The sequence below is a fragment of the Streptomyces sp. NBC_01723 genome (assembly GCF_036246005.1).
Taxonomy (GTDB): domain Bacteria; phylum Actinomycetota; class Actinomycetes; order Streptomycetales; family Streptomycetaceae; genus Streptomyces.
The window spans coordinates 4,506,852-4,525,118 of the sequence record NZ_CP109171.1 but is presented as its reverse complement, the minus strand read 5'-3'; the positions used below and the strand labels follow the sequence as shown (position 1 = coordinate 4,525,118).

The following is an 18,267-nucleotide window of genomic DNA, read 5'->3' as shown; positions in this document are numbered from 1 at the left end:
GCGCTAATCAGACAAACTCGGCATAGGGGACGGGTGTGGCGCGGCGGGATGCCACAGCCTCCGTAGCCGCGGGAGATGCGCCTCCCCCAGTGCCTGAACGGCCTGGGAGGTATCCCCAGGGGCGGCACGGGTGGGCGCGGCGGCATCCGGCCGGCGCCGGGCCGCGTCACCCACCCCCGGGCGCCCCTACAGGCGGGACACGTTGCGTTCGTACACCAGGCGGAGGCCGATCAGGGTCAGCCAGGGCTCGTGCTCGTCGATGACCGTGGCCTCGCCCAGCACCATCGGCGCGAGTCCGCCCGTCGCGATGACCGTGACGTCCTCGGGGTCGTCGGCCAGTTCGCGGGCCATGCGGTTGACGACGCCGTCCACCTGACCCGCGAAGCCGTAGACGATGCCCGACTGCATCGCCTCCACCGTGTTCTTGCCGATCACACTGCGCGGGCGGGCCACCTCGATCTTGCGGAGCTGGGCGCCCTTCACACCGAGCGCCTCGACCGAGATCTCGATGCCGGGGGCGATGACCCCGCCGACGTACTCCCCGCGCGCGCTGACCGCGTCGAACGTCGTCGCCGTACCGAAGTCCACGACGACCGCCGGGCCGCCGTACAGCTCGACGGCCGCGACGGCGTTGATGATGCGGTCGGCGCCGACCTCCTTGGGGTGGTCGGTAAGGATGGGGACGCCGGTCTTGACGCCCGGTTCGACCAGGACCGCGGGGACGTCGCCGTAGTAGCGGCGGGTGACCTCGCGCAGTTCGTGCAGGACCGAGGGGACCGTCGCGCAGATGGCGATGCCGTCGATGCCGTCGCCCAGCTCGTCGCCGAGGAGCGGGTGCATGCCCATCAGGCCCTGGAGGAGGACCGCCAGCTCGTCGGCCGTGCGGCGCGAGTCCGTGGAGATGCGCCAGTGCTCGACGATGTCCTCGCCGTCGAAGAGGCCCAGGACGGTGTGCGTGTTGCCTACGTCGATCGTCAGCAGCATGGCCCTACTCCGCCGCTCGCAGGTCCAGGCCGATGTCCAGGATCGGGGAGCTGTGGGTGAGGGCGCCCACGGCCAGGTAGTCGACGCCCGTGTCGGCGTACGCCTTGGCGTTGGTGAGGGTCAGGCGGCCCGAGGCCTCCAGGGCCGCCCGGCCGGCCACCAGGGCGACCGCCTCCTCGCACTCGGACGGGGTGAAGTTGTCCAGCAGGATCAGGTCGGCGCCCGCGTCCAGCACCTCGCGGAGCTGGTGCAGGGTGTCGACCTCGACCTCGATGGGGACCTCGGGGAAGCGTTCGCGGACGGCCTGGAAGGCCTGCGCGACGCCGCCCGCGGCCACCACGTGGTTGTCCTTGACCAGGGCCGCGTCCGACAGGGACATGCGGTGGTTGACACCGCCGCCGCAGCGGACGGCGAACTTCTCGAGGCCGCGCAGGCCGGGCGTCGTCTTGCGGGTGTCGCGGACCTCGGCCTTCGTGCCGTCCAGCGCGTCCGCCCACGCGCGCGTGGCCGTCGCGATGCCCGACATGCGGCACAGGAGGTTCAGCGCGCTGCGTTCGGCGGTGAGGATGTCGCGGGTGCGGGTGGTGACGGAGAGGAGCTTCTGTCCGGGCTCCACGCGGTCGCCGTCCTCGACGTGGCGTTCCACCTCGAACTCGTCCGTGCAGACGACCGAGAGGACCGCCTCGGCGACCCTGAGGCCCGCCACCGTGCCCGCCTCCCGCGCGGTGAAGTCGCCGGTGGCCACGGCCTCCTCGGGGATGGTCGCGACCGTCGTCACGTCCACGCCGCCCGCCAGGTCCTCCTGGACGGCGAGGTTCGCGATGTCCTCGACCTCCACCGGGTCCAGTCCGGAGTCCAGCAGGAGCGCCGCGAGGGCGGGGTCGAGGCCGCACTCCAGGTACGCGTCTTCGTCGGTTTCCGCGCCGCAGGCGCAGCCGTCGCCGCAGCCTCCGGACGAGGCGAGGGGAAGGTCGGGGGTGTTCACTGCTCTCACTGCTCCTGGGGACGCTGCGTCGGCCGGCGGCCGTGGACGGTCGGGGGGAATTCTGGCGTGTCCGTGGTGTGCACGGCGAGGGTGCGGTCCGGGTTCAGGCGTACGACGATGTGGCGGGCCCAGGCGGTGTCGTCGCGGTCCGGGTGGTCCTCGCGCCAGTGGCAGCCGCGCGTCTCCTCGCGCCGGGCCGCGGCGGCCACCAGGACGCGGGCCACGCACATGAGGTTGGTGGCCTCCCAGGTGTCGACGCCGGGCTCGGACGTCTTGCCGTGGTCCCGCAGGGCCTCGCGGGCCTCGGTGTGGAGGTGGTGCAGCCGGTCGGCGGCCCGGGTGAGGGAGTCCGCCGAGCGCAGGACGCCCGCGCCCTCGGTCATGATCCGCTGGATGGCGAGGCGGGACTCCGCGGGGAGCAGGGGGTGCGCCGGGTGGGCGGGGTGCGGGAGCGGGGCGGGCACGCGCGCGTGGAGGACGTCGTCCGCCTGGCCCGCCGCGATGTCGGTCGCGATGCGCTCGGCGTAGACCAGCCCTTCGAGGAGGGAGTTGGAGGCGAGGCGGTTGGCGCCGTGCACGCCGGTGCAGGCGACCTCGCCGCACGCGTAGAGGCCGGGGACCGTGGTGCGGCCCGCGGCGTCGGTGCGGACGCCGCCGGAGGCGTAGTGGGCGGCCGGGGCGACCGGGATCGGCTCGGTGACCGGGTCGATGCCGTGCGACCGGCAGGCGGCGAGGATCGTGGGGAAGCGGCTCTCCCACATGTCTGCCCCGAAGTGCCGGGCGTCCAGGTACATGTGCTCGGCGTCGCGCTCCAGCATGCGGCGCAGGATGCCCTTGGCGACGATGTCCCGGGGTGCGAGTTCCGCGAGTTCGTGCTGCCCCTCCATGAAGCGCACGCCGTCCGCGTCCACCAGGTGGGCGCCCTCACCGCGTACCGCCTCCGAGACCAGGGGCTGCTGGCCCTCCGCGTCCGGGCCGAGGAAGAGGACCGTGGGGTGGAACTGGACGAATTCGAGGTCGCTCACCTCGGCGCCCGCGCGGAGGGCGAGCGCGACGCCGTCGCCGGTCGAGACGGACGGGTTGGTCGTCGCCGAGAAGACCTGGCCCATGCCGCCGGTCGCCAGGACCACCGCGGGGGCGTGCACGGCCCCCACGCCGTCGTGCTGGCCCTCGCCCATCACGTGCAGGGTGACGCCCGCGGTGCGGCCCTCGGCGTCCGTGAGGAGGTCGAGCACCAGGGCGTTCTCGACGGTGCGCAGTCCACGCGCGCGTACCGCCTCGACCAGGGCGCGGGAGATCTCCGCGCCGGTGGCGTCGCCGCCGGCGTGCGCGATGCGGCGGCGGTGGTGACCGCCCTCCCGGGTGAGGGCCAGGCCGCCCTCGGTGGACTCGTCGAAGTGCGCGCCGGTCTCGATGAGGCGGCGTACGGCGTCGGGGCCCTCGGTGACCAGGATGCGGACCGCCTCCGGGTCGCACAGGCCCGCCCCGGCGACCAGGGTGTCGTCCAGGTGCTGCCCGGGGGTGTCGCCCTCGCCGAGGGCCGCGGCGATGCCGCCCTGGGCCCAGCGGGTGGAGCCGTCGTCGAGGCGGGCCTTGGTGACCACCACCGTGCGCAGTCCCGCCGCCTCGCAGCGCAGGGCCGCGGTGAGGCCCGCCACGCCGGAGCCGACGACCACCACGTCCGCGTCGAGGGCCCAGCCGGGTGCGGGGGCGTGCAGACGTATGCCTGTGCTGGTCACGAGGCGGCTCCGAAGGTGAGGGGGACGTTGTCGATCAGCCGGGTCGCGCCGACCCGGGCGGCGACGGCGAGGACGGCCTCGCCGGTGTGGTCGTCGTCGATCTCGGTGAAGTCGGCGGGGTCGACGAGGGCGAGGTAGTCCAGCTCCAGCGGCGGGGTGGCGCGGGCGGCGTCGTCCAGGACCAGGCGGGCGGCGGCCCGGACGGCCGTGGCGCTGCGCGGGGCGGACGTGGCGACGGCGTGGGCGTCGGCCGCCGCGCGGGACTCGCCCAGGGCGCTGAGGGCCTCGGCGCGGGCCTGGGTGGCCGGGACCTCGCGGGCACGCGCGCACAGCGCCTCCTGGGCGGCGTGCCGGTCCAGGCCCGCGAAGAGCGCCTGGGAGAGCGCGAGGGCCGTGCGGCGCTCCGGGGCGGAGAGGTAGCGGTTGCGGCTGGACAGGGCCAGGCCGTCCTCCTCGCGCACCGTGGGGACGCCGATGATCTCCACGCCGAAGTTGAGGTCGCGGACCATGCGGCGGATCAGCGCGAGCTGCTGGGCGTCCTTCTGGCCGTAGAGGGCCAGGTCCGGGCGGGTGAGGTGGAGCAGCTTGGCGACGACGGTGAGCATGCCGTCGAAGTGGCCGGGGCGGGAGGCGCCCTCCAGGCGTTCGCCCATCGGGCCCGCGGCGACGCGCACCTGGGGTTCGCCGCCGGGGTAGACCTCGTCGACGGAGGGGGCGAAGACGGCGTCCGCGCCCGCCCGCGCGGCGATCTCCAGGTCGGCGTCCAGGGTGCGCGGGTAGCGGTCCAGGTCCTCGCCTGCGCCGAACTGGAGCGGGTTGACGAAGACGGTGGCGACGACCTCGCCGTCCGGGCCGGCCAGGTCGCGCGCCGTGCGGATCAGGGTGGCGTGGCCCTCGTGCAGGGCGCCCATGGTCATCACGACGGCCCGGCGGCCGCGCCGCACACGCGCGTGGAGTTCGTCGGCGGTGCGCAGCAGGACGGGCGGGGTGGGGGTCATCGGGCGTCTCCCTCGGGGCCCTCGGGGCCGCTGGGTCCCTCGGGGCGGTCGGGGCCGGTGGGTCCCTCGTCGGGGCCGGTGGGTCCGTCGGGGCGGCCGGGCCCGGTGGGTCGTTCGGGGCCGGTGGGTTCTCCTCGGCCGTCGGAGCCGGCGGGTCCCTCGCGGCCGTCGGAGCCGGCGGGTCCCCCGGAGCGGTCAGAGCGGTCAGGCCCGGTCGGTCCCGCGGGGCCGTTGGGGCCCGGCCTTCCTTCGGCGAGTACCCCGAGCAGGTCCTCGGCCAGTTCGGCCTTCAGCAGCCCGTGGGCCAGCGCGCGGTCGGCCGTCGCGCGGGCCATCGCCAGGTAGCCGGCCACGGCCTGCGGCGCGTGCTCGCGCAGCTCCACGATGTGCGCGGCGACCGTGCCCGCGTCCCCGCGCGCGACGGGGCCGGTGAGGGCCGCGTCGCCGGAGCGCAGGGCGTTGTCGAGGGAGGCGCCCAGCAGGGGTCCGAGCATCCGGTCGGGGGCCGCCACGCCGGCCGTGCGCAGCAGCTCCATGGACTGGGCGACCAGGGTGACCAGGTGGTTGGCGCCCAGGGCGAGCGCCGCGTGGTAGAGCGGGCGCCGGTCCTCGGCAATCCACTCCGGCTCGCCGCCCATCTCGATGACCAGGGCCTCGGCGGCCAGCCGCAGCTCCTCGGGAGCGGTGACGCCGAAGGAGCAGCCGGCCAGCCGCTGGACGTCCACGGGAGTGCCGGTGAAGGTCATCGCCGGGTGCAGGGCGAGCGGCAGGGCGCCGGCCCGCAGCGCGGGGTCCAGGACCCTCGCGCCGTACCGTCCGGAGGTGTGCACCAGCAGTTGGCCCGGGCGCACGGCACCGGTCTCGGCGAGGCCGCTCACCAGGCCGGGCAGGGCGTCGTCGGGGACGGTCAGCAGGACCAGTTCGGCGCGCTGCAGGACCTCGGCTGGCGCCATGAGGGGCACGTCGGGAAGGAGTGCGGCGGCGCGCCGCCGGGAGGCGTCGGAGACCCCGGAGACGGCCACCGGGCGGTGCCCGGCGAGCTGGAGGGACGCGGCCAGCGCGGGGCCCACGCGTCCGGCGCCGACAACGCCTACGGTGAGCCGCGCGGGGCGGTCCTTGGGGTCTGGCTGTGGGGTTGTGTTCACGCGACGACGGCCTTCCCGTTCCAGTCCGCTCGGGGTACCGGACGATTTCTCGTCATGTTAACGCGATTGGTTCGGGCGGCGTTCGGTTGTCCACAGGCTGTGGGTTTCCACCCGCGCCCGCCGGCCGCGGCTCGCGGCGGTGCGCAAAACCCGGATGCCACCGCGCGGTGCCGCCCGGCATGATCCCGGCATGACTGACACCGTGGAGGAAAGTGGCGGACCGGCCGGGCAGGCGGCGCCCCCGGCGGAGCGGAACCGGCGGACGCGGGAGCGGCGGCTCGCCGTCCAGCGAACCGCCCGCCGGGTGCTGAACCGCCCCGGCCACCTGTACACCGTCCGCGAACGGCTGGCGCTGCTCGACGACGTCCAGGACCTCTACGACCTGGACGAGCCGGTGGACATGTACGGCAACGGCGTCGTCGAGGCCCTGGAGGAGCGGACCGCCCTGCTGCTCGGCCTCGAGGCCGCCGCCTTCTTCCCGACGGGCACGATGGCCCAGCAGGTGGCCCTGCGCTGCTGGGCCGGCCGCACCGGCGACCCGGCGGTCGCCCTGCACGGGCTCAGCCATCCCGAGGTGCACGAGCGGAACGCGTTCAGCCGGGTCAGCGGTCTGCGACCGGTGCGGGTGACCGGTGAACCCCGGCTGCCGACCGCGGCGGAGGTGCGCGACTTCGAGGAGCCCTTCGGGGCGCTGATGCTGGAGCTGCCCCTGAGGGACGCCGGTTACGTGCTGCCCACCTGGGAGGAGCTGACCGAGGTCGTCGCCGCGGCGCGGGAGCGGGACGCGGTGGTCCACTTCGACGGCGCCCGGCTGTGGGAGACCACCGTGCACTTCGGCCGGCCACTGCCGGAGATCGCGGGCCTCGCGGACAGCGTCTACGTGTCGTTCTACAAGTCGCTCGGCGGCTTCGGGGGCGCCGCGCTCGCCGGTCCGCGCACGCTGGTGGAGGAGGCGCGCGCCTGGCGGCACCGCTACGGTGGCGCCCTGTTCCAGCAGTTCCCCACCGCCCTGTCGGCGCTGGCGGGACTGGAGCGGACGCTGCCGCGACTGCCCGGACAGGTCGCGCACGCGCGCGTGGTGGCCGCCGCGCTGCGCGAGGGGTTCGCGGCGGCCGGCGTCCCTTGGGCGCGCGTGCAGCCCGAGGTTCCGCACACCCACGAGTTCCGGGTCTGGCTGCCGTACGACGCCGAAGTCCTGGGCGAGGCCGCGCTCCGGCAGGGCGAGGAGACCGGCGTCCTGCTGTTCGCCGGGGCCTGGGACCCCGCCGGGCCCGGGATCTCCGTCGCGGAGGTCGGCGTGGGGGCGGCCGGCCTGGAGTGGACGCCCGACGACGTGCGGGCGGCGGTCGCTGACTTCGTGGCCGCGCTGGAGGACTGAGCGGCGGTGCGGGTCAGCCCAGGGCGCGCGGCCGCCGGGACCGCCACCCGCGCAGCGCGCGCCGGAGGCGACCGCGGGCGGGGCGGCCGGCGAGCACGGCCCGGAACCGGCGGCGTTCGTGCCACTCGCGCACGACCCGCACGTCGTGGGTGCCGGGCGCGGGCGGGGCGGGCTCGCCGAGCCGCCGGGCGCGGTAGGTGTCGAGGAGGTACTGCTGCGTGATGCTCATGGCGGATCGCCTTCTCCCGGTGACGGGTCGCAGACATGGCGGTGGGAAGGGGCTCCGCGGCTGCCCCGGTGACCCCAGCCTGCTCCGGTCCCGCCCCGCCGTCGCGCCGATTGACGACCGCGGTCAATCGGCGGCGGAGTTGTCAGTGGCGGCGTGCACCATGGGGGCATGAGCGTGCGCATCGACATCGCGGGGCTGCGGCCGGAGAGGGTCTCCGTCGTGCCCTCCCCCCTGGCCGAGCTGGGCATGGCGCTGCACGCGCTGTCCGAGCCGGGGCACCACCCCGGTCTGCAGGGCTGGGCGACGGGCGTGACCGCCCGGCTCGACTCGCATCTGGCCGACCGGATGTGCGAGGCGGACTTCCTGTGGCGGACCACCTTCTCGGACCTGTTCATGCCGTTCGCCGGGGTGCCGGGCCGCAGCACGCTGCCCGGCACCACCCTCGCCGAGGACCTCGACCTGCTGGACAAGCTGTCCGACGAGCAGTTCGTGGACGCGGCCCTGGAGTTCACCTGCGCGCTGCCGTACAGCACCGGCGGGGTCTCCGCGCTCGCCGACGCCGAGGTGCGCCGGCGCGCCCTGGACCTGGCCGCCGCGCGGGGCCCGCAGCAGCTGCGTTTCAGCGAGCGGCTGCTGGTCGACCCGCCCCGGATCCGGGGCTGGCTGCGGCAGTTCGCGCACGACTGCGACGAGGCGTTCTTCGCGGAGGCCTGGTCCCGGCTGCACCACCAGCTCGCGGCGGACGCGCGGCTCAAGACGGACCTGCTGCGCCGCAAGGGCCTCGCCGAGGCGCTGGCCGCCGTCTCCCCGGCGGTGACGCTGGACGAGGGCGCCGCGCGGATCACGGTCGACAAGCTGGGCGACGGCCGCTCCGCGACGGCGGACGGCGGCCTGCTGCTCGTCCCGACCAGCCTGGGCTGGCCGCACCTGATGGTCCTGCACCGGCACGGCTGGCAGCCGGTGCTGCACTACCCGGTCGGCTCCCCGGAGATGGCCTCGCCGCCCTCGGTCGAGCAGCTCACGCTGCGGATGACCGCGCTGTCCCACCCCGTCCGGATGCGGATCTGCCGGTATCTGGCCCGCAGCGAGTACACCACCGGCGAGCTGGCACAGGTGCACGGCATGACGGCCCCCGAGATATCCCGGCACCTGGGCGTGCTGAAGAAGGCGGGGCTGATCACCACCCGCCGCCGCGGCCGGTACGTGCTGCACCAGCTGGACGTGACGGTGGTGGCCCGGCTGGGCAGCGACTTCCTGGAGGGGATACTCCGGTAGCCCGGCGCCGGGCGGCGGTGCACCGGCGGTGCGCGCGGACGGTCAGTCGGCCCGGATGTGCCGGATCCCGACGCCCGCCTGCCTGATCCGGGTGCGCAGCGCGCCCTCGTTGTTGGGCCTCAGGGTGAGTCCCGCCAGCACGGCGATCCGGTCGGCGGTCTTCGGCACGGTCGTGTGGTCCGTCCACAGGTGCTCGGCGAACTCCGCCTCGGCCAGCCGCTCCAGGCAGTGGTCGAGCCGGCCCTCGGCCCAGGTGTCGCGACGGGGCCCGGGACGCTTCCCACGGGCGTACCCGGCGTACTTGACGTACCCGATCAGGTGGCCGAGGCCGCGCTCGCGCAGCCGCCGCAGCACGGTCTCGCGCTCGGCGAGGAGGGTGAAGTGGCGTACGTCGTGGCCCAGTTCGCCCAGGCGGCCCACGGTCTCGGCGAAGTACCCGGAGTCGGTGACCGTCATCGGGGCGATCACCACCCCGTCGTGCTTCGTGAGCGCCAGGTCGAGGACCTCGACCACGCCCTGCCGCCAGGAGGCCAGATCCTGGAAGTCCCCCCGCAGTTCGGGCGGCAGCGTGCGGCGCAGCCCGAAGCCCACGTGCTCGGGGTCGCAGACGACGCTGCCCGGCAGCCGCCGATGTATCTCGTGCGCGGTCTGTGTCTTGCCGCCCCCGAAGGGGCCGTTGATCCACAGGAGCATGCGCAGACCCTACCGACGCGGGCGCACCGGCGGAGCCCCGTGCGCCGGTCCCCTCAGCCCTGTCCGCCGCCGGCCCGCACCAGCCCGGTCTCGTAGGCGAGCACCACGACCTGCACCCGGTCGCGCAGGTTCAGCTTGGTCAGGATGCGGCCCACGTGCGTCTTCACGGTCGCCTCCGACAGCACGAGGCGCGCCGCGATCTCCCCGTTGGACATGCCCTGCGCGACCAGCACCATGACCTCGCGCTCCCGGTCGGTGAGCCGATGGAGCTCCTTGTGCCGGGGCTCCTGGCCGGTGGCCGGCAGCATCGGCGCGAACCGGTCGAGGAGCCGGCGGGTGGTGGAGGGGGCGACGACCGCGTCGCCGCTGTGCACGGAGCGGATGGCGGCGAGCAGTTCGCCGGGCGGCACGTCCTTGAGCATGAAGCCGGAGGCGCCCGCCTTCAGCGCCGAGAAGGCGTACTCGTCGAGGTCGAAGGTGGTCAGGATCAGCACCTTGGGCGCGTCGGGGTCCACGCAGATCCGGGCGGTGGTCTCCACGCCGTCGAGCTTGGGCATCCGGACGTCCATGAGGACGACGTCCACGGCGGTCGAGCGCAGCACCTGGAGGGCCTCGACGCCGTCCCCCGCCTCCGCGACGACCTCCATGTCCGGCTGGGCCGCCAGCACCATCCGGAACCCGGTGCGCAGCAGCACCTGGTCGTCGACGAGCATTACGCGGATCGCCATCGGGGCCTCTTCCTTACAGGTGTCAACGCGGTACGTGCGTGCGGGGGCGGTCGTCAGTGTGCGGGTCTGAGCGGCAGCAGCGCACTGATGCGGAATCCTCCGCCCGGTCGCGGCCCCGCGTCCAGGGTCCCGCCGACCATGCCGATCCGCTCGCGCATCCCGATCAGGCCGTGGCCCTGGCCGTCGAAGCCGCCCTCCTCGTACAGCTCGTGCGGGGCGCCCTTGCCGTCGTCCTCGATGAGCAGCCCGAGTCCGTCGTCGAAGTAGACCAGGCGCACGCTCGCGCCCGCGTTGGGCCCGCCGTGCTTGCGCGTGTTGGTCAGCGCCTCCTGCACGATGCGGTACGCGGTCAGCTCGACGCCGCTGGGCAGCTGCCGCGGGGTGCCCTCGACCTTGAAGTCGACCGGCAGCCCGGAGGTCCTGCAGTGCTCGACGAGGTCCTCGATCTGCTGGACGTCGGGCTGCGGGACGTACTCGCCGGCCTCCTGGTGCTCGCCGGTGCGCAGCACGCCGAGCAGGCGGCGCATCTCGGCGAGCGCCTGCCGGCCGGTGGAGGAGATGGTCTCCAGGGCCTTCTTCGCCTGGTCGGGGGCCGCGTCCAGGACGTAGGCGGCGCCGTCGGCCTGGACCACCATGACGGACACGTTGTGCGCGACGACGTCGTGCAGCTCGCGGGCGATCCGGGCGCGTTCGGCGGCGACGGCGACCTTGGCCTGCGCCTCGCGCTCCTTCTCCAGCCGGGCGGCCCGCTCCTCCAGCTGCGCGAAGTAGGCGCGGCGGGTGCGGATGGAGTCGCCGAGCACCCAGGCGAGCGCGAAGGGCACCGCCTGGAAGACCGTTATGGCGATGTTGCTCCCTATCCCCAGCTCGTCGTCGGCCCAGCGCAGCTGGGCGAAGGGCGCGGCGCACAGCCCCACGGCGAGAGCGGTGCGGGAGGCCCAGCGGGCGCCGGTCGCGGCGACCGTGTAGACGATCACGAGGAAGGCGAAGTCGGACGGCATCGTGGAGACGTCCAGCGCCAGCTGCCCCACGCCGAGTGCGACGGCCAGCAGCAGCATCTTCTCCGGCATCCGCTGGCGCAGCGCGATCACGACGCTCAGCAGCACGGCGAAGGGGACGATCAGCGCCATGAGGTGCGTGCCCTCGCCCGACGTCCCCGGACCCGACACGGACACCAGGGAGACCCCGAGGACGACGAGGGCCCAGAAACTGTCGACCCCTGTCGGGTGTCGGCGGAGGAAATCGTAGAGGCGCTGCACGTAACCCAGCGTAGGGAAGCGGAATAGGTGCAGGGGTCAACCGGAGGGTCGATCCGTATCCGCCGCGCGTACTCCGCAAGGTGGAGGCCCCGCTCCTCTGTGCCCCTAGCCTGGGCCTGTGACAGCAGGGACGACAGGGGCCGAAGAGGTTCCAGAGGCGCACGGCGGGTGGCGTGGCTGGAGGGAGGCCGCGCAAGAGGCCCTGTACGGGCCCGCGGGGTTCTACCGGGCCGGTCCGGAGGGTCCGGCCGGGCACTTTCGCACGTCCGTCCACGCGTCGCCGCTCTTCGCGGCGGCGGTGGCACGGCTGCTGTGCCGGGTCGACGAGGCCCTGGGCCGGCCCGCCCCGCTGGCCTTCGTTGACATGGCGGCCGGACGGGGCGAACTGGTCACCGGCGTGCTGGCCGCGCTGCCCGCCGCCGTGTCGGCCCGCACGCGCGCGTACGCCGTCGAGGTCGCCGGGCCTCCCGAGGGTCTCGACCACCGGATCGAGTGGCTCGCCGAGGCGCCGCGCGGCGTCACCGGGCTGCTGTTCGCCAACGAGTGGCTGGACAACGTGCCGGTGGAGGTGGCGGAGGTGGACGCCGCGGGCGTGGCGCGGCGGGTGCTGGTCCGCGGGGACGGGACGGAGCGGCTCGGCGAACCGGTGGCCGGGGCGGACGCCGCGTGGCTGGCGCGGTGGTGGCCGCTGCCCGGCGAGGAGGGGCTGCGGGCCGAGATCGGGCTGCCCCGGGACACCGCCTGGGCGTCGGCCGTGGCGTCGCTGGACGCGGGGCTCGCGGTGGCCGCCGACTACGCGCACACCGTGGGCTCCCGCCCGCCGTTCGGGACGCTCACCGGCTTCCGGGCGGGGCGGGAGACGCGGCCGGTGCCGGACGGGTCGTGCGACATCACCGCGCATGTCGCGCTGGACGCGTGTGCGTCGGCCCACGCCGCGAGGTGCGCTCCGGATCGCACGCCCCCGGATGCCCTCGTACGCCCCCAGCGCGAGGCCCTTCGCGCCCTCGGGCTCACGGGCGCACGCCCCCCGCTCGCGCTGGCCTCCACCGACCCGGCGGCCTACGTGCGCGCCCTGACGCGCGCCTCGCAGGCGGCCGAACTGCTCGCTCCGGGCGGTCTCGGTGACTTCGGGTGGCTGCTCCAGCCGGTGGGCGCTGTGGACGCCGCCGCGCTACTTGTCGATGTCGCCGACGACGAAGAACAGTGACCCGAGGATCGCCACCATTTCCGCGACCAGCGTGCCGGGCAGCAGCTCGGTCAGCGCCTGGATGTTGTTGAACGAGGCCGAGCGCAGCTTCAGCCGGTACGGCGTCTTCTCGCCCTTGCTGACGAGGTAGTAGCCGTTGATGCCGAGCGGGTTCTCGGTCCACGCGTACGTGTGGCCCTCGGGCGCCTTCAGCACCTTGGGGAGGCGCTGGTTGACCGGCCCGGGCGCCAGCTCGGCCAGACGGTCCAGGCAGGCGTCGGCGAGGTCGAGGGCGTTGTGCGTCTGCTCCAGGAGGACCTCGAAGCGGGCGAGGCAGTCCCCCTCGGTGCGGGTGACGACCTTGAGGGTGTCCTGGAGTTCGCCGTAGGCGAGGTACGGCTCGTCGCGCCGCAGGTCGAAGTCGACGCCGGAGGCGCGGGCGATCGGCCCGCTGACGCCGTAGGCGTGCACGGCCCCGGGCGTCAGGGCACCCACCCCGCGCGTGCGCCCGCGGAAGATCTCGTTGCCGAGCACCAGGTCGTCGAAGACGTCCATGCGCGAGCGCACGGCGGCGACGGCGGCACGCGCGCGGCCGGTCCAGCCCGCCGGAAGGTCCTCCTTGAGGCCGCCGACGCGGTTGAACATGTAGTGCATACGCCCGCCGGAGACCTCCTCCATGACGTTCTGGAGGACCTCCCGCTCCCGGAAGGCGTAGAAGACCGGGGTGATCCCGCCCAGCTCCAGGGGGTACGACCCCAGGAACATCAGGTGGTTGAGCACCCGGTTCAGCTCCGCGAGCAGCGTCCGCGTCCACACCGCGCGCGTGGGGACCTCCATGCCGAGCATCCGCTCCACGGCGAGGACGACGCCCAGTTCGTTGGAGAACGCCGACAGCCAGTCGTGGCGGTTGGCGAGCACGATGATCTGCCGGTAGTCGCGGGCCTCGAAGAGCTTCTCCGCGCCGCGGTGCATGTAGCCGATCACGGGCTCGGCGCTGGTGATGCGCTCGCCGTCCAGGACGAGCCTGAGCCGCAGCACGCCGTGCGTGGAGGGATGCTGGGGCCCGATGTTGAGCACCATGTCGGTGCTCTCCGCGGCGCCGCCGATCCCGACCATGGTCTCCGTCGTAGGAGTCATGAACACAGTCTCCCCTACGTACGCTGGCCTCATGGAGACGGGGAGCCCTGACGACGCGGGCACGGCGGGGGCGACGGAGGCGGTGCGGGACGAGCCGGTGTGGACCGGCCTGCCGCCAGGACTGCTGCGCATGAGGCGGCTGTTGCTGGTGGTGTGGCTGGGGCTGCTGACACTCGCCGCGGGGCTGCTGCCCGGCCTGTTCCTCGGTGCCCCGTGGGCGGCTCTGGCGCTGCCGCCGCTGGCCCTGCTGGCCTGGGGCTGGGTGATGCTGGAGCGCAACTGGCGCTCCTGGCGGTACGCCGAGCGCGCCGACGACCTGCTGATCAGCCGGGGCGTGCTGTGGCGGGAGGAGACCGTGGTGCCCTACGGCCGGATGCAGCTGGTCGAGGTCACCTCCGGGCCGGTCGAGCGGCACTTCGGCCTGGCCAGCGTGCAACTGCACACGGCCGCCGCCGCGACCGACGCGACCATCCCCGGCCTCGACCCGGCCGAGGCGGAACGCCTGCGCGACCGCCTCACCGAGCTGGGCGAGGCCCGATCGGCGGGGCTGTGACCACGCCCGGGGCCGGCGGCGGCACCCAGGCCGGCGAGCACGGCCCGCCCCCGGGAGCGGACGGCGTCACCGAGCGCCGCCTGCATCCCGTCACACCGCTGCGCCGCGCGTGGGCACCGGTCGCCGTGATCGTCGGCTGGGCGGTGCACGACCCCGACCAGGCGCAGCGCCAGCTGACCCGGCTGACCACGACCCACCTCCTCATCGGCCTCGCCGTACTGATCCCGGCCGCCGGCCTCTACGGCTTCCTGACCTGGTGGTTCACCCACTACGCGGTGACCGACACGGAGCTGCGCATCCGCACCGGGCTGCTGTTCCGCCGTACCGCGCACATCCGCCTTGAACGCATCCAGGCCATCGACGTCACCCAGCCGCTGCTGGCCCGGGTCGCGGGGGTCGCCAAGCTCAAACTCGACGTCATAGGCACCGGCAAGAAGGACGAACTCGCCTTCCTGGGCGCCGGTGACGCCCGGGCGCTGCGGGCCGAGCTGCTCGCCCGCGCGGCCGGCTTCGCCCCCGAGACCGCGCACGAGGTCGGTGAGGCCCCCGCCCGGCAGCTGCTGCGCGTGCCGCCCGGTGTGCTGGCCGTCTCGCTGCTGCTGACCGGCGCGACCTGGGGCACGCTGCTCGCCGCCGTGGTCGTACCGACGCTGCTGTGGCTGGCCACCCACAACCTGTGGACGGTGCTGGCGACCGCCATCCCCCTGGTGGGCGCCGCGGGCGCGAGCAGCGCGGGCCGGTTCGTCGGGGAGTACGACTGGACCGTGGCCGAGTCCCAGGACGGGCTCCGCATCGACCACGGCCTGCTGGACCGGGCCCACGAGACGGTGCCGCCGGGCCGGGTGCAGACCGTGCGGATCGTGGAGCCGCTGCTGTGGCGGCGGCGCCGCTGGGTGCGGGTGGAGCTGGACGTGGCCGGCTCGTCGAACTCCGTGCTGCTGCCGGTCGCCCCGCGCGCGATCGCCGAGTCGGTCGTCGCGCGGGTGCTGCCCGGGGTGACCGTGCCGGCGGCTCCGGACCTGTCACGTCCGCCGCGGCGCGCGGCGCGGTGCAGGCCGCTGTGGTGGCGCGGCTACGGCCTCGCCGTCACCGACGCGGTCTTCGCCGCCCGGTACGGACTGCTGCGGCGCAGCCTGGCGCTGGTGCCGCACGCCAAGGTGCAGAGCGTCCGCCTGACCCAGGGGCCCTGGCAGCGGGCGCTGCGGCTGGCGGACGTACGGGTGGACACGGGGGCGAACAGGACCGTGACCGCGCGGCTGCGGGACGCCGACGAGGCGGCGCGGCTGCTGGACAGCCAGGCGGAACGGTCCCGGACCGGACGCCGGGACGCGCCACCGGACCGCTGGATGGCCTGAGCCGCCCCGAGCCCGCCCCTCGGGCTCAGGACACCGCGCTGCGCAGCCCCTGCATGTCGATCTGCTCGGTCTCGTCGTGTTCCGTCAGGTCGATCACCTGGCCGACCCCGCGGGACTCCTCGCCGGCCGGCTTGAAGGCGGCCTCCGCCTCGGCCTTGTGCAGGGCGAGGGCCTCCTGGCCGACCACGTCGGCGAGATCCTCGTTCTGGACGGTCTCCAGGGCGGTGTCGGAGGGCCCCGCGCCGTCCCCGGGCTCCTTGGTGCCGAAGAAGTCGAAGCCGCCCTCGACCGACGGACGCCGCGTCGGAGCCGCGGGTACGACGGCCACGGCGGTCGGCACCGTGAAGTGACCGTCGGCCCGACGGGTGGACTGGGCGGGCGGAGCGGGCCGCTCGTCGGCCTGCGTCGCCGGAGCGGCGGGGGCGGTGCTCTCGTGCCCGTCGGCCGCCTCGGGCTGCCCCTGCGCCTCGTCCTCCTGGCCCGCCTCGGGCGCCGTCGCGCTCTCGCCACCGCCGCTGCCGCCGTCGTCACCGCCGTCGCCGTCGTCGCCGCCGTCCTCCTCGTCGGAGGGGTCGCCGCCGTCGTCCCGGTCGCCACCGTCCGGGCCGTTCGGCGCGTCCTCGTCGAAGCGCGCGAGGGCCGCGTTGGCCCGGAGGAACAGCCGCGAGCCCGCGGGGGAGAAAACGGCCGGCGCCTCGTCCCTCGCGGCCTCGCCCGTGTCCTCGGCGGCCGGGACACCGTCCTCGTCGGTCGCCTCCTCGGCCGGTGCCGGTCGTGCCGCCGGCAGCGCGGGCGCCGACGGCACCGCCTCTATCTCCAGCAGGCGGCGGCCCTCCAGCGCCGTGGCACGCTCGGTCTCCGCCGTGGCGTAGCGCCGCAGCAGCGAGGCGTGCTCGTTGCGCAGCCCCGCCAGCTCGGTGCGCTTGGCCCGCAGCCGGTGCTCCAGCTTGACGCGCAGTTCGCGCGACTCCTCCAGGTCGGACTCCAGTTCGGCGACCCGCTCCTCGTACCGCCACTCGTCGCTCGCCCGCGCGCGCGTGAGGTCGGCGACGCGCCTGCCCGCCTGTGCGTCCCAGTGCCGCATGACGACCGCGCCGACGACGGCCGTCACCGCGGCGGCCGCGGCCAGCACACGGAGGATCATGGTCTCGCTGAACACCCAGGGGCCGAGGGCGCAGACGACGGAGACGCCTGCGATCGCCGACGGAGGAAGCAGCCTGTGCAGAGGCGGGGAATGGCGGTGACGTCCACGTGGCATGGCCAGAAACTTACCGCGCGTAGGCGAATCTTGGCGCCCCGCCCCGTAAAAACACGGTCGTCTCCGACGTGTTCACACGGCACCGGGATTCCACAAGCCCGCCGAGGGGCGAATTACCTCAAGATCATTCACGCCGGGCGCCCACCCAGCCGCTGACCGAGCCACTCCAGCGTCGCGGGAATCTCCCGCCGCCAGGTATTGAAGTTGTGCCCGCCGCTTTCCAGGATGATCGAAGAGATCCGGGTCGGCTTCCTGCTCTTGACCCGCTCGATGAACTTCAGCGTGTCCTTGTAGTTCGTCTCGCCCGACCTGCTGCTGGTCACGAGCAGGGAAGTGTCCGGCGCGGGCCTGTTCTTGAGATACCACCACAGATTCGCGTGGTTCTCCCGTTCCCTGTCGCCCTGGAAGAGATCACCGGTGGTGGGGTCGTTCGGCGCGTCGTAGTACGCGGAGAGCCCGGCCCCGGCGCCGAATACCTCGGGATGGTGCACGGCGAGTTTCAGCGCGCAGTAGCCGCCCGTCGAGTTGCCGACGACACCCCAGCTCCCGCGCCCCTCGGCCACGCGGTAGTGGGCGCCCACCGCCTCGGGAAGATCCTTCGCGAAGAACGTCTCCGTCCGGGGGCCGCCCGGCACGTCCACGCATTCCGTGTCCCGGGGCGGCGCGACCGTCGGCCGCAGCATCACCAGGATCATCGGCCGCATCCGTCCGGCCCGGGCCGACTCCAGTGCCGTGCGCGGATAGTGGAGCTTGTCCACCAGGGCCTCGGCGGTCCCCGGGTACCCGGTCAGGACGACGGCCGCGGGAAACGTACGGACGCGGTGCCGGGCCTGGAAGTACTCCGGCGGCAGATACACGTACGCGGGTGTCGCGATCCCCGTCGTACGCCCGACGACCTCGATCTCCTCGATCCGCCCGCCCGTCTCGGGCCTGCCCCCTCCCGCCTTCGTCACCCGTCTGTCCCCCACGACCCGCAGCGGCCCCGGGGAAGAACCGGCCGCGTGGTCCACGACCACGCCCCGGCCGTCCTCCCGGCCGAAGAGGTCGGCCCAGCTGCCGTAGAACCCGAAGGACTGGTTGGCCACCAGACCGACCGCCGCGAAGACGGCCAACTGGGTCGCGAACAGCAGGCCCACGCGCCCCAGCACCGCGCGTATGCCGCTGCGGGCCAGCCGCGGCCACAGCCACACCGTGCCGGCGAACAGCAGCACGCCGGCCAGTACCGCCAACGCCAGCACCTTGTCGCTCGTGAGACCCATGCCTTGGTACCTGCCTGCGCTTTCCGTGTGCCCGTTCGGGCAATCCGATCGAGGGGAGTGAACCTCTCCCTCCAAGACACCGTCCTAGAGGGCGCAATGTCGCCGG

General features: G+C 74.3%; 17 protein-coding genes. 5 read left to right on the top strand and 12 right to left on the bottom strand.

All coding sequences use genetic code 11. From position 1 onward, the window contains the following. Window positions 1–186: 186 nt before the first annotated feature. Genes OIE75_RS20990 through OIE75_RS20970 form a run of 5 tightly spaced genes read right to left on the bottom strand, consistent with a single transcriptional unit; the run spans window position 187 to window position 5,851 of the window. Entirely contained in the window at window positions 187–984 is a 798-nt protein-coding gene (locus OIE75_RS20990) for a type III pantothenate kinase (RefSeq protein WP_122616862.1), read from the bottom strand. Between the two features lie 4 nt (window positions 985–988). After that, window positions 989–1,969 (bottom strand): carboxylating nicotinate-nucleotide diphosphorylase, encoded by a 981-nt coding sequence (gene nadC, locus OIE75_RS20985; RefSeq protein ID WP_329471791.1) that lies wholly within the window; start codon window positions 1,967–1,969, stop codon window positions 989–991. A gap of 5 nt (window positions 1,970–1,974) precedes the next feature. After that, window positions 1,975–3,708 carry an L-aspartate oxidase gene (locus OIE75_RS20980; protein WP_329471790.1) on the bottom strand — a complete coding sequence of 578 codons (1,734 nt, stop codon included), beginning with the start codon at window positions 3,706–3,708 and terminating at the stop codon, window positions 1,975–1,977. Further along, window positions 3,705–4,706 carry a pantoate--beta-alanine ligase gene (gene panC, locus OIE75_RS20975; protein ID WP_329471789.1) on the bottom strand — a complete coding sequence of 334 codons (1,002 nt, stop codon included), beginning with the start codon at window positions 4,704–4,706 and terminating at the stop codon, window positions 3,705–3,707. The genes OIE75_RS20980 and panC overlap by 4 nt, the downstream gene beginning before the upstream one ends. Then, window positions 4,703–5,851: a Rossmann-like and DUF2520 domain-containing protein gene (locus OIE75_RS20970; RefSeq protein ID WP_329471788.1), complete on the bottom strand. Its 1,149-nt coding sequence runs from the start codon at window positions 5,849–5,851 to the stop codon at window positions 4,703–4,705. Before OIE75_RS20970 ends, panC begins: the two co-directional genes overlap by 4 nt. Before the next feature lie 190 nt (window positions 5,852–6,041). Between OIE75_RS20970 and OIE75_RS20965 the strand changes: the two genes are divergently transcribed. After that, a complete protein-coding gene (locus OIE75_RS20965) occupies window positions 6,042–7,229 on the top strand; it encodes a threonine aldolase family protein (RefSeq protein ID WP_329471787.1) in 1,188 nt (395 codons plus the stop codon). Window positions 7,230–7,242: 13 nt separating this feature from the next. On the opposite strand, the gene OIE75_RS20960 is transcribed toward OIE75_RS20965, so the two are convergent. Further along, entirely contained in the window at window positions 7,243–7,458 is a 216-nt protein-coding gene (locus tag OIE75_RS20960) for a hypothetical protein (RefSeq protein ID WP_307014150.1), read from the bottom strand. Between the two features lie 168 nt (window positions 7,459–7,626). Between OIE75_RS20960 and OIE75_RS20955 the strand changes: the two genes are divergently transcribed. Further along, window positions 7,627–8,733 (top strand): DUF5937 family protein, encoded by a 1,107-nt coding sequence (locus OIE75_RS20955; protein WP_307014148.1) that lies wholly within the window; start codon window positions 7,627–7,629, stop codon window positions 8,731–8,733. A 42-nt stretch (window positions 8,734–8,775) separates the two neighbouring features. On the opposite strand, the gene OIE75_RS20950 is transcribed toward OIE75_RS20955, so the two are convergent. The 3 genes from OIE75_RS20950 to OIE75_RS20940 are packed head-to-tail and all read right to left on the bottom strand — an operon-like array spanning window position 8,776 to window position 11,413. Next, window positions 8,776–9,426, bottom strand: a complete 651-nt coding sequence (locus OIE75_RS20950; RefSeq protein ID WP_329471786.1) for an AAA family ATPase — start codon at window positions 9,424–9,426, stop codon at window positions 8,776–8,778. Window positions 9,427–9,479: 53 nt separating this feature from the next. Further along, window positions 9,480–10,154, bottom strand: a complete 675-nt coding sequence (locus OIE75_RS20945; RefSeq protein WP_122616854.1) for a response regulator — start codon at window positions 10,152–10,154, stop codon at window positions 9,480–9,482. 53 nt (window positions 10,155–10,207) lie between these two features. After that, window positions 10,208–11,413 carry a sensor histidine kinase gene (locus OIE75_RS20940; RefSeq protein WP_329471785.1) on the bottom strand — a complete coding sequence of 402 codons (1,206 nt, stop codon included), beginning with the start codon at window positions 11,411–11,413 and terminating at the stop codon, window positions 10,208–10,210. A gap of 118 nt (window positions 11,414–11,531) precedes the next feature. Here OIE75_RS20940 and OIE75_RS20935 point away from each other — a divergent pair, with 118 nt between their 5' ends. Continuing rightward, the gene (locus OIE75_RS20935) at window positions 11,532–12,620 is read left to right on the top strand and encodes an SAM-dependent methyltransferase (RefSeq protein ID WP_329471784.1); all 1,089 of its coding nucleotides are present in this window, start codon (window positions 11,532–11,534) and stop codon (window positions 12,618–12,620) included. Here OIE75_RS20935 and OIE75_RS20930 read toward each other — a convergent pair. Next, a complete protein-coding gene (locus tag OIE75_RS20930; RefSeq protein WP_329471783.1) occupies window positions 12,585–13,736 on the bottom strand; it encodes an NADH-quinone oxidoreductase subunit D in 1,152 nt (383 codons plus the stop codon). The genes OIE75_RS20935 and OIE75_RS20930 overlap by 36 nt on opposite strands. A 31-nt stretch (window positions 13,737–13,767) precedes the next feature. Between OIE75_RS20930 and OIE75_RS20925 the strand changes: the two genes are divergently transcribed. Both OIE75_RS20925 and OIE75_RS20920 read left to right on the top strand, forming a co-directional pair. Further along, window positions 13,768–14,289, top strand: a complete 522-nt coding sequence (locus OIE75_RS20925; RefSeq protein WP_307014143.1) for a PH domain-containing protein — start codon at window positions 13,768–13,770, stop codon at window positions 14,287–14,289. Beyond that, on the top strand, window positions 14,286–15,644 hold the full coding sequence (locus tag OIE75_RS20920; RefSeq protein WP_373462989.1) for a PH domain-containing protein: 1,359 nt from the start codon (window positions 14,286–14,288) through the stop codon (window positions 15,642–15,644). The genes OIE75_RS20925 and OIE75_RS20920 overlap by 4 nt, the downstream gene beginning before the upstream one ends. Before the next feature lie 25 nt (window positions 15,645–15,669). Here OIE75_RS20920 and OIE75_RS20915 read toward each other — a convergent pair whose 3' ends face one another. Both OIE75_RS20915 and OIE75_RS20910 read right to left on the bottom strand, forming a co-directional pair. After that, window positions 15,670–16,902, bottom strand: a complete 1,233-nt coding sequence (locus OIE75_RS20915) for a hypothetical protein (RefSeq protein WP_329471782.1) — start codon at window positions 16,900–16,902, stop codon at window positions 15,670–15,672. Between the two features lie 128 nt (window positions 16,903–17,030). Next, window positions 17,031–18,161 carry an alpha/beta hydrolase gene (locus OIE75_RS20910; RefSeq protein WP_329471781.1) on the bottom strand — a complete coding sequence of 377 codons (1,131 nt, stop codon included), beginning with the start codon at window positions 18,159–18,161 and terminating at the stop codon, window positions 17,031–17,033. Window positions 18,162–18,267 lie beyond the last annotated feature (106 nt).

Excerpts from the sequence above, each read along its gene's own strand:
- OIE75_RS20930 (WP_329471783.1), bottom strand. The coding sequence starts at position 13,736 with ATGACTCCTACGACGGAGACCATGGTCGGGATCGGCGGCGCCGCGGAG.
- OIE75_RS20925 (WP_307014143.1), top strand. The coding sequence starts at position 13,768 with ATGGAGACGGGGAGCCCTGACGACGCGGGCACGGCGGGGGCGACGGAG.
- OIE75_RS20950 (WP_329471786.1), bottom strand. The coding sequence starts at position 9,426 with ATGCTCCTGTGGATCAACGGCCCCTTCGGGGGCGGCAAGACACAGACC.
- OIE75_RS20955 (WP_307014148.1), top strand. The coding sequence starts at position 7,627 with ATGAGCGTGCGCATCGACATCGCGGGGCTGCGGCCGGAGAGGGTCTCC.
- OIE75_RS20910 (WP_329471781.1), bottom strand. The coding sequence starts at position 18,161 with ATGGGTCTCACGAGCGACAAGGTGCTGGCGTTGGCGGTACTGGCCGGC.
- OIE75_RS20965 (WP_329471787.1), top strand. The coding sequence starts at position 6,042 with ATGACTGACACCGTGGAGGAAAGTGGCGGACCGGCCGGGCAGGCGGCG.
- OIE75_RS20945 (WP_122616854.1), bottom strand. The coding sequence starts at position 10,154 with ATGGCGATCCGCGTAATGCTCGTCGACGACCAGGTGCTGCTGCGCACC.
- OIE75_RS20960 (WP_307014150.1), bottom strand. The coding sequence starts at position 7,458 with ATGAGCATCACGCAGCAGTACCTCCTCGACACCTACCGCGCCCGGCGG.
- OIE75_RS20990 (WP_122616862.1), bottom strand. The coding sequence starts at position 984 with ATGCTGCTGACGATCGACGTAGGCAACACGCACACCGTCCTGGGCCTC.
- panC (WP_329471789.1), bottom strand. The coding sequence starts at position 4,706 with ATGACCCCCACCCCGCCCGTCCTGCTGCGCACCGCCGACGAACTCCAC.
- OIE75_RS20915 (WP_329471782.1), bottom strand. The coding sequence starts at position 16,902 with ATGCCACGTGGACGTCACCGCCATTCCCCGCCTCTGCACAGGCTGCTT.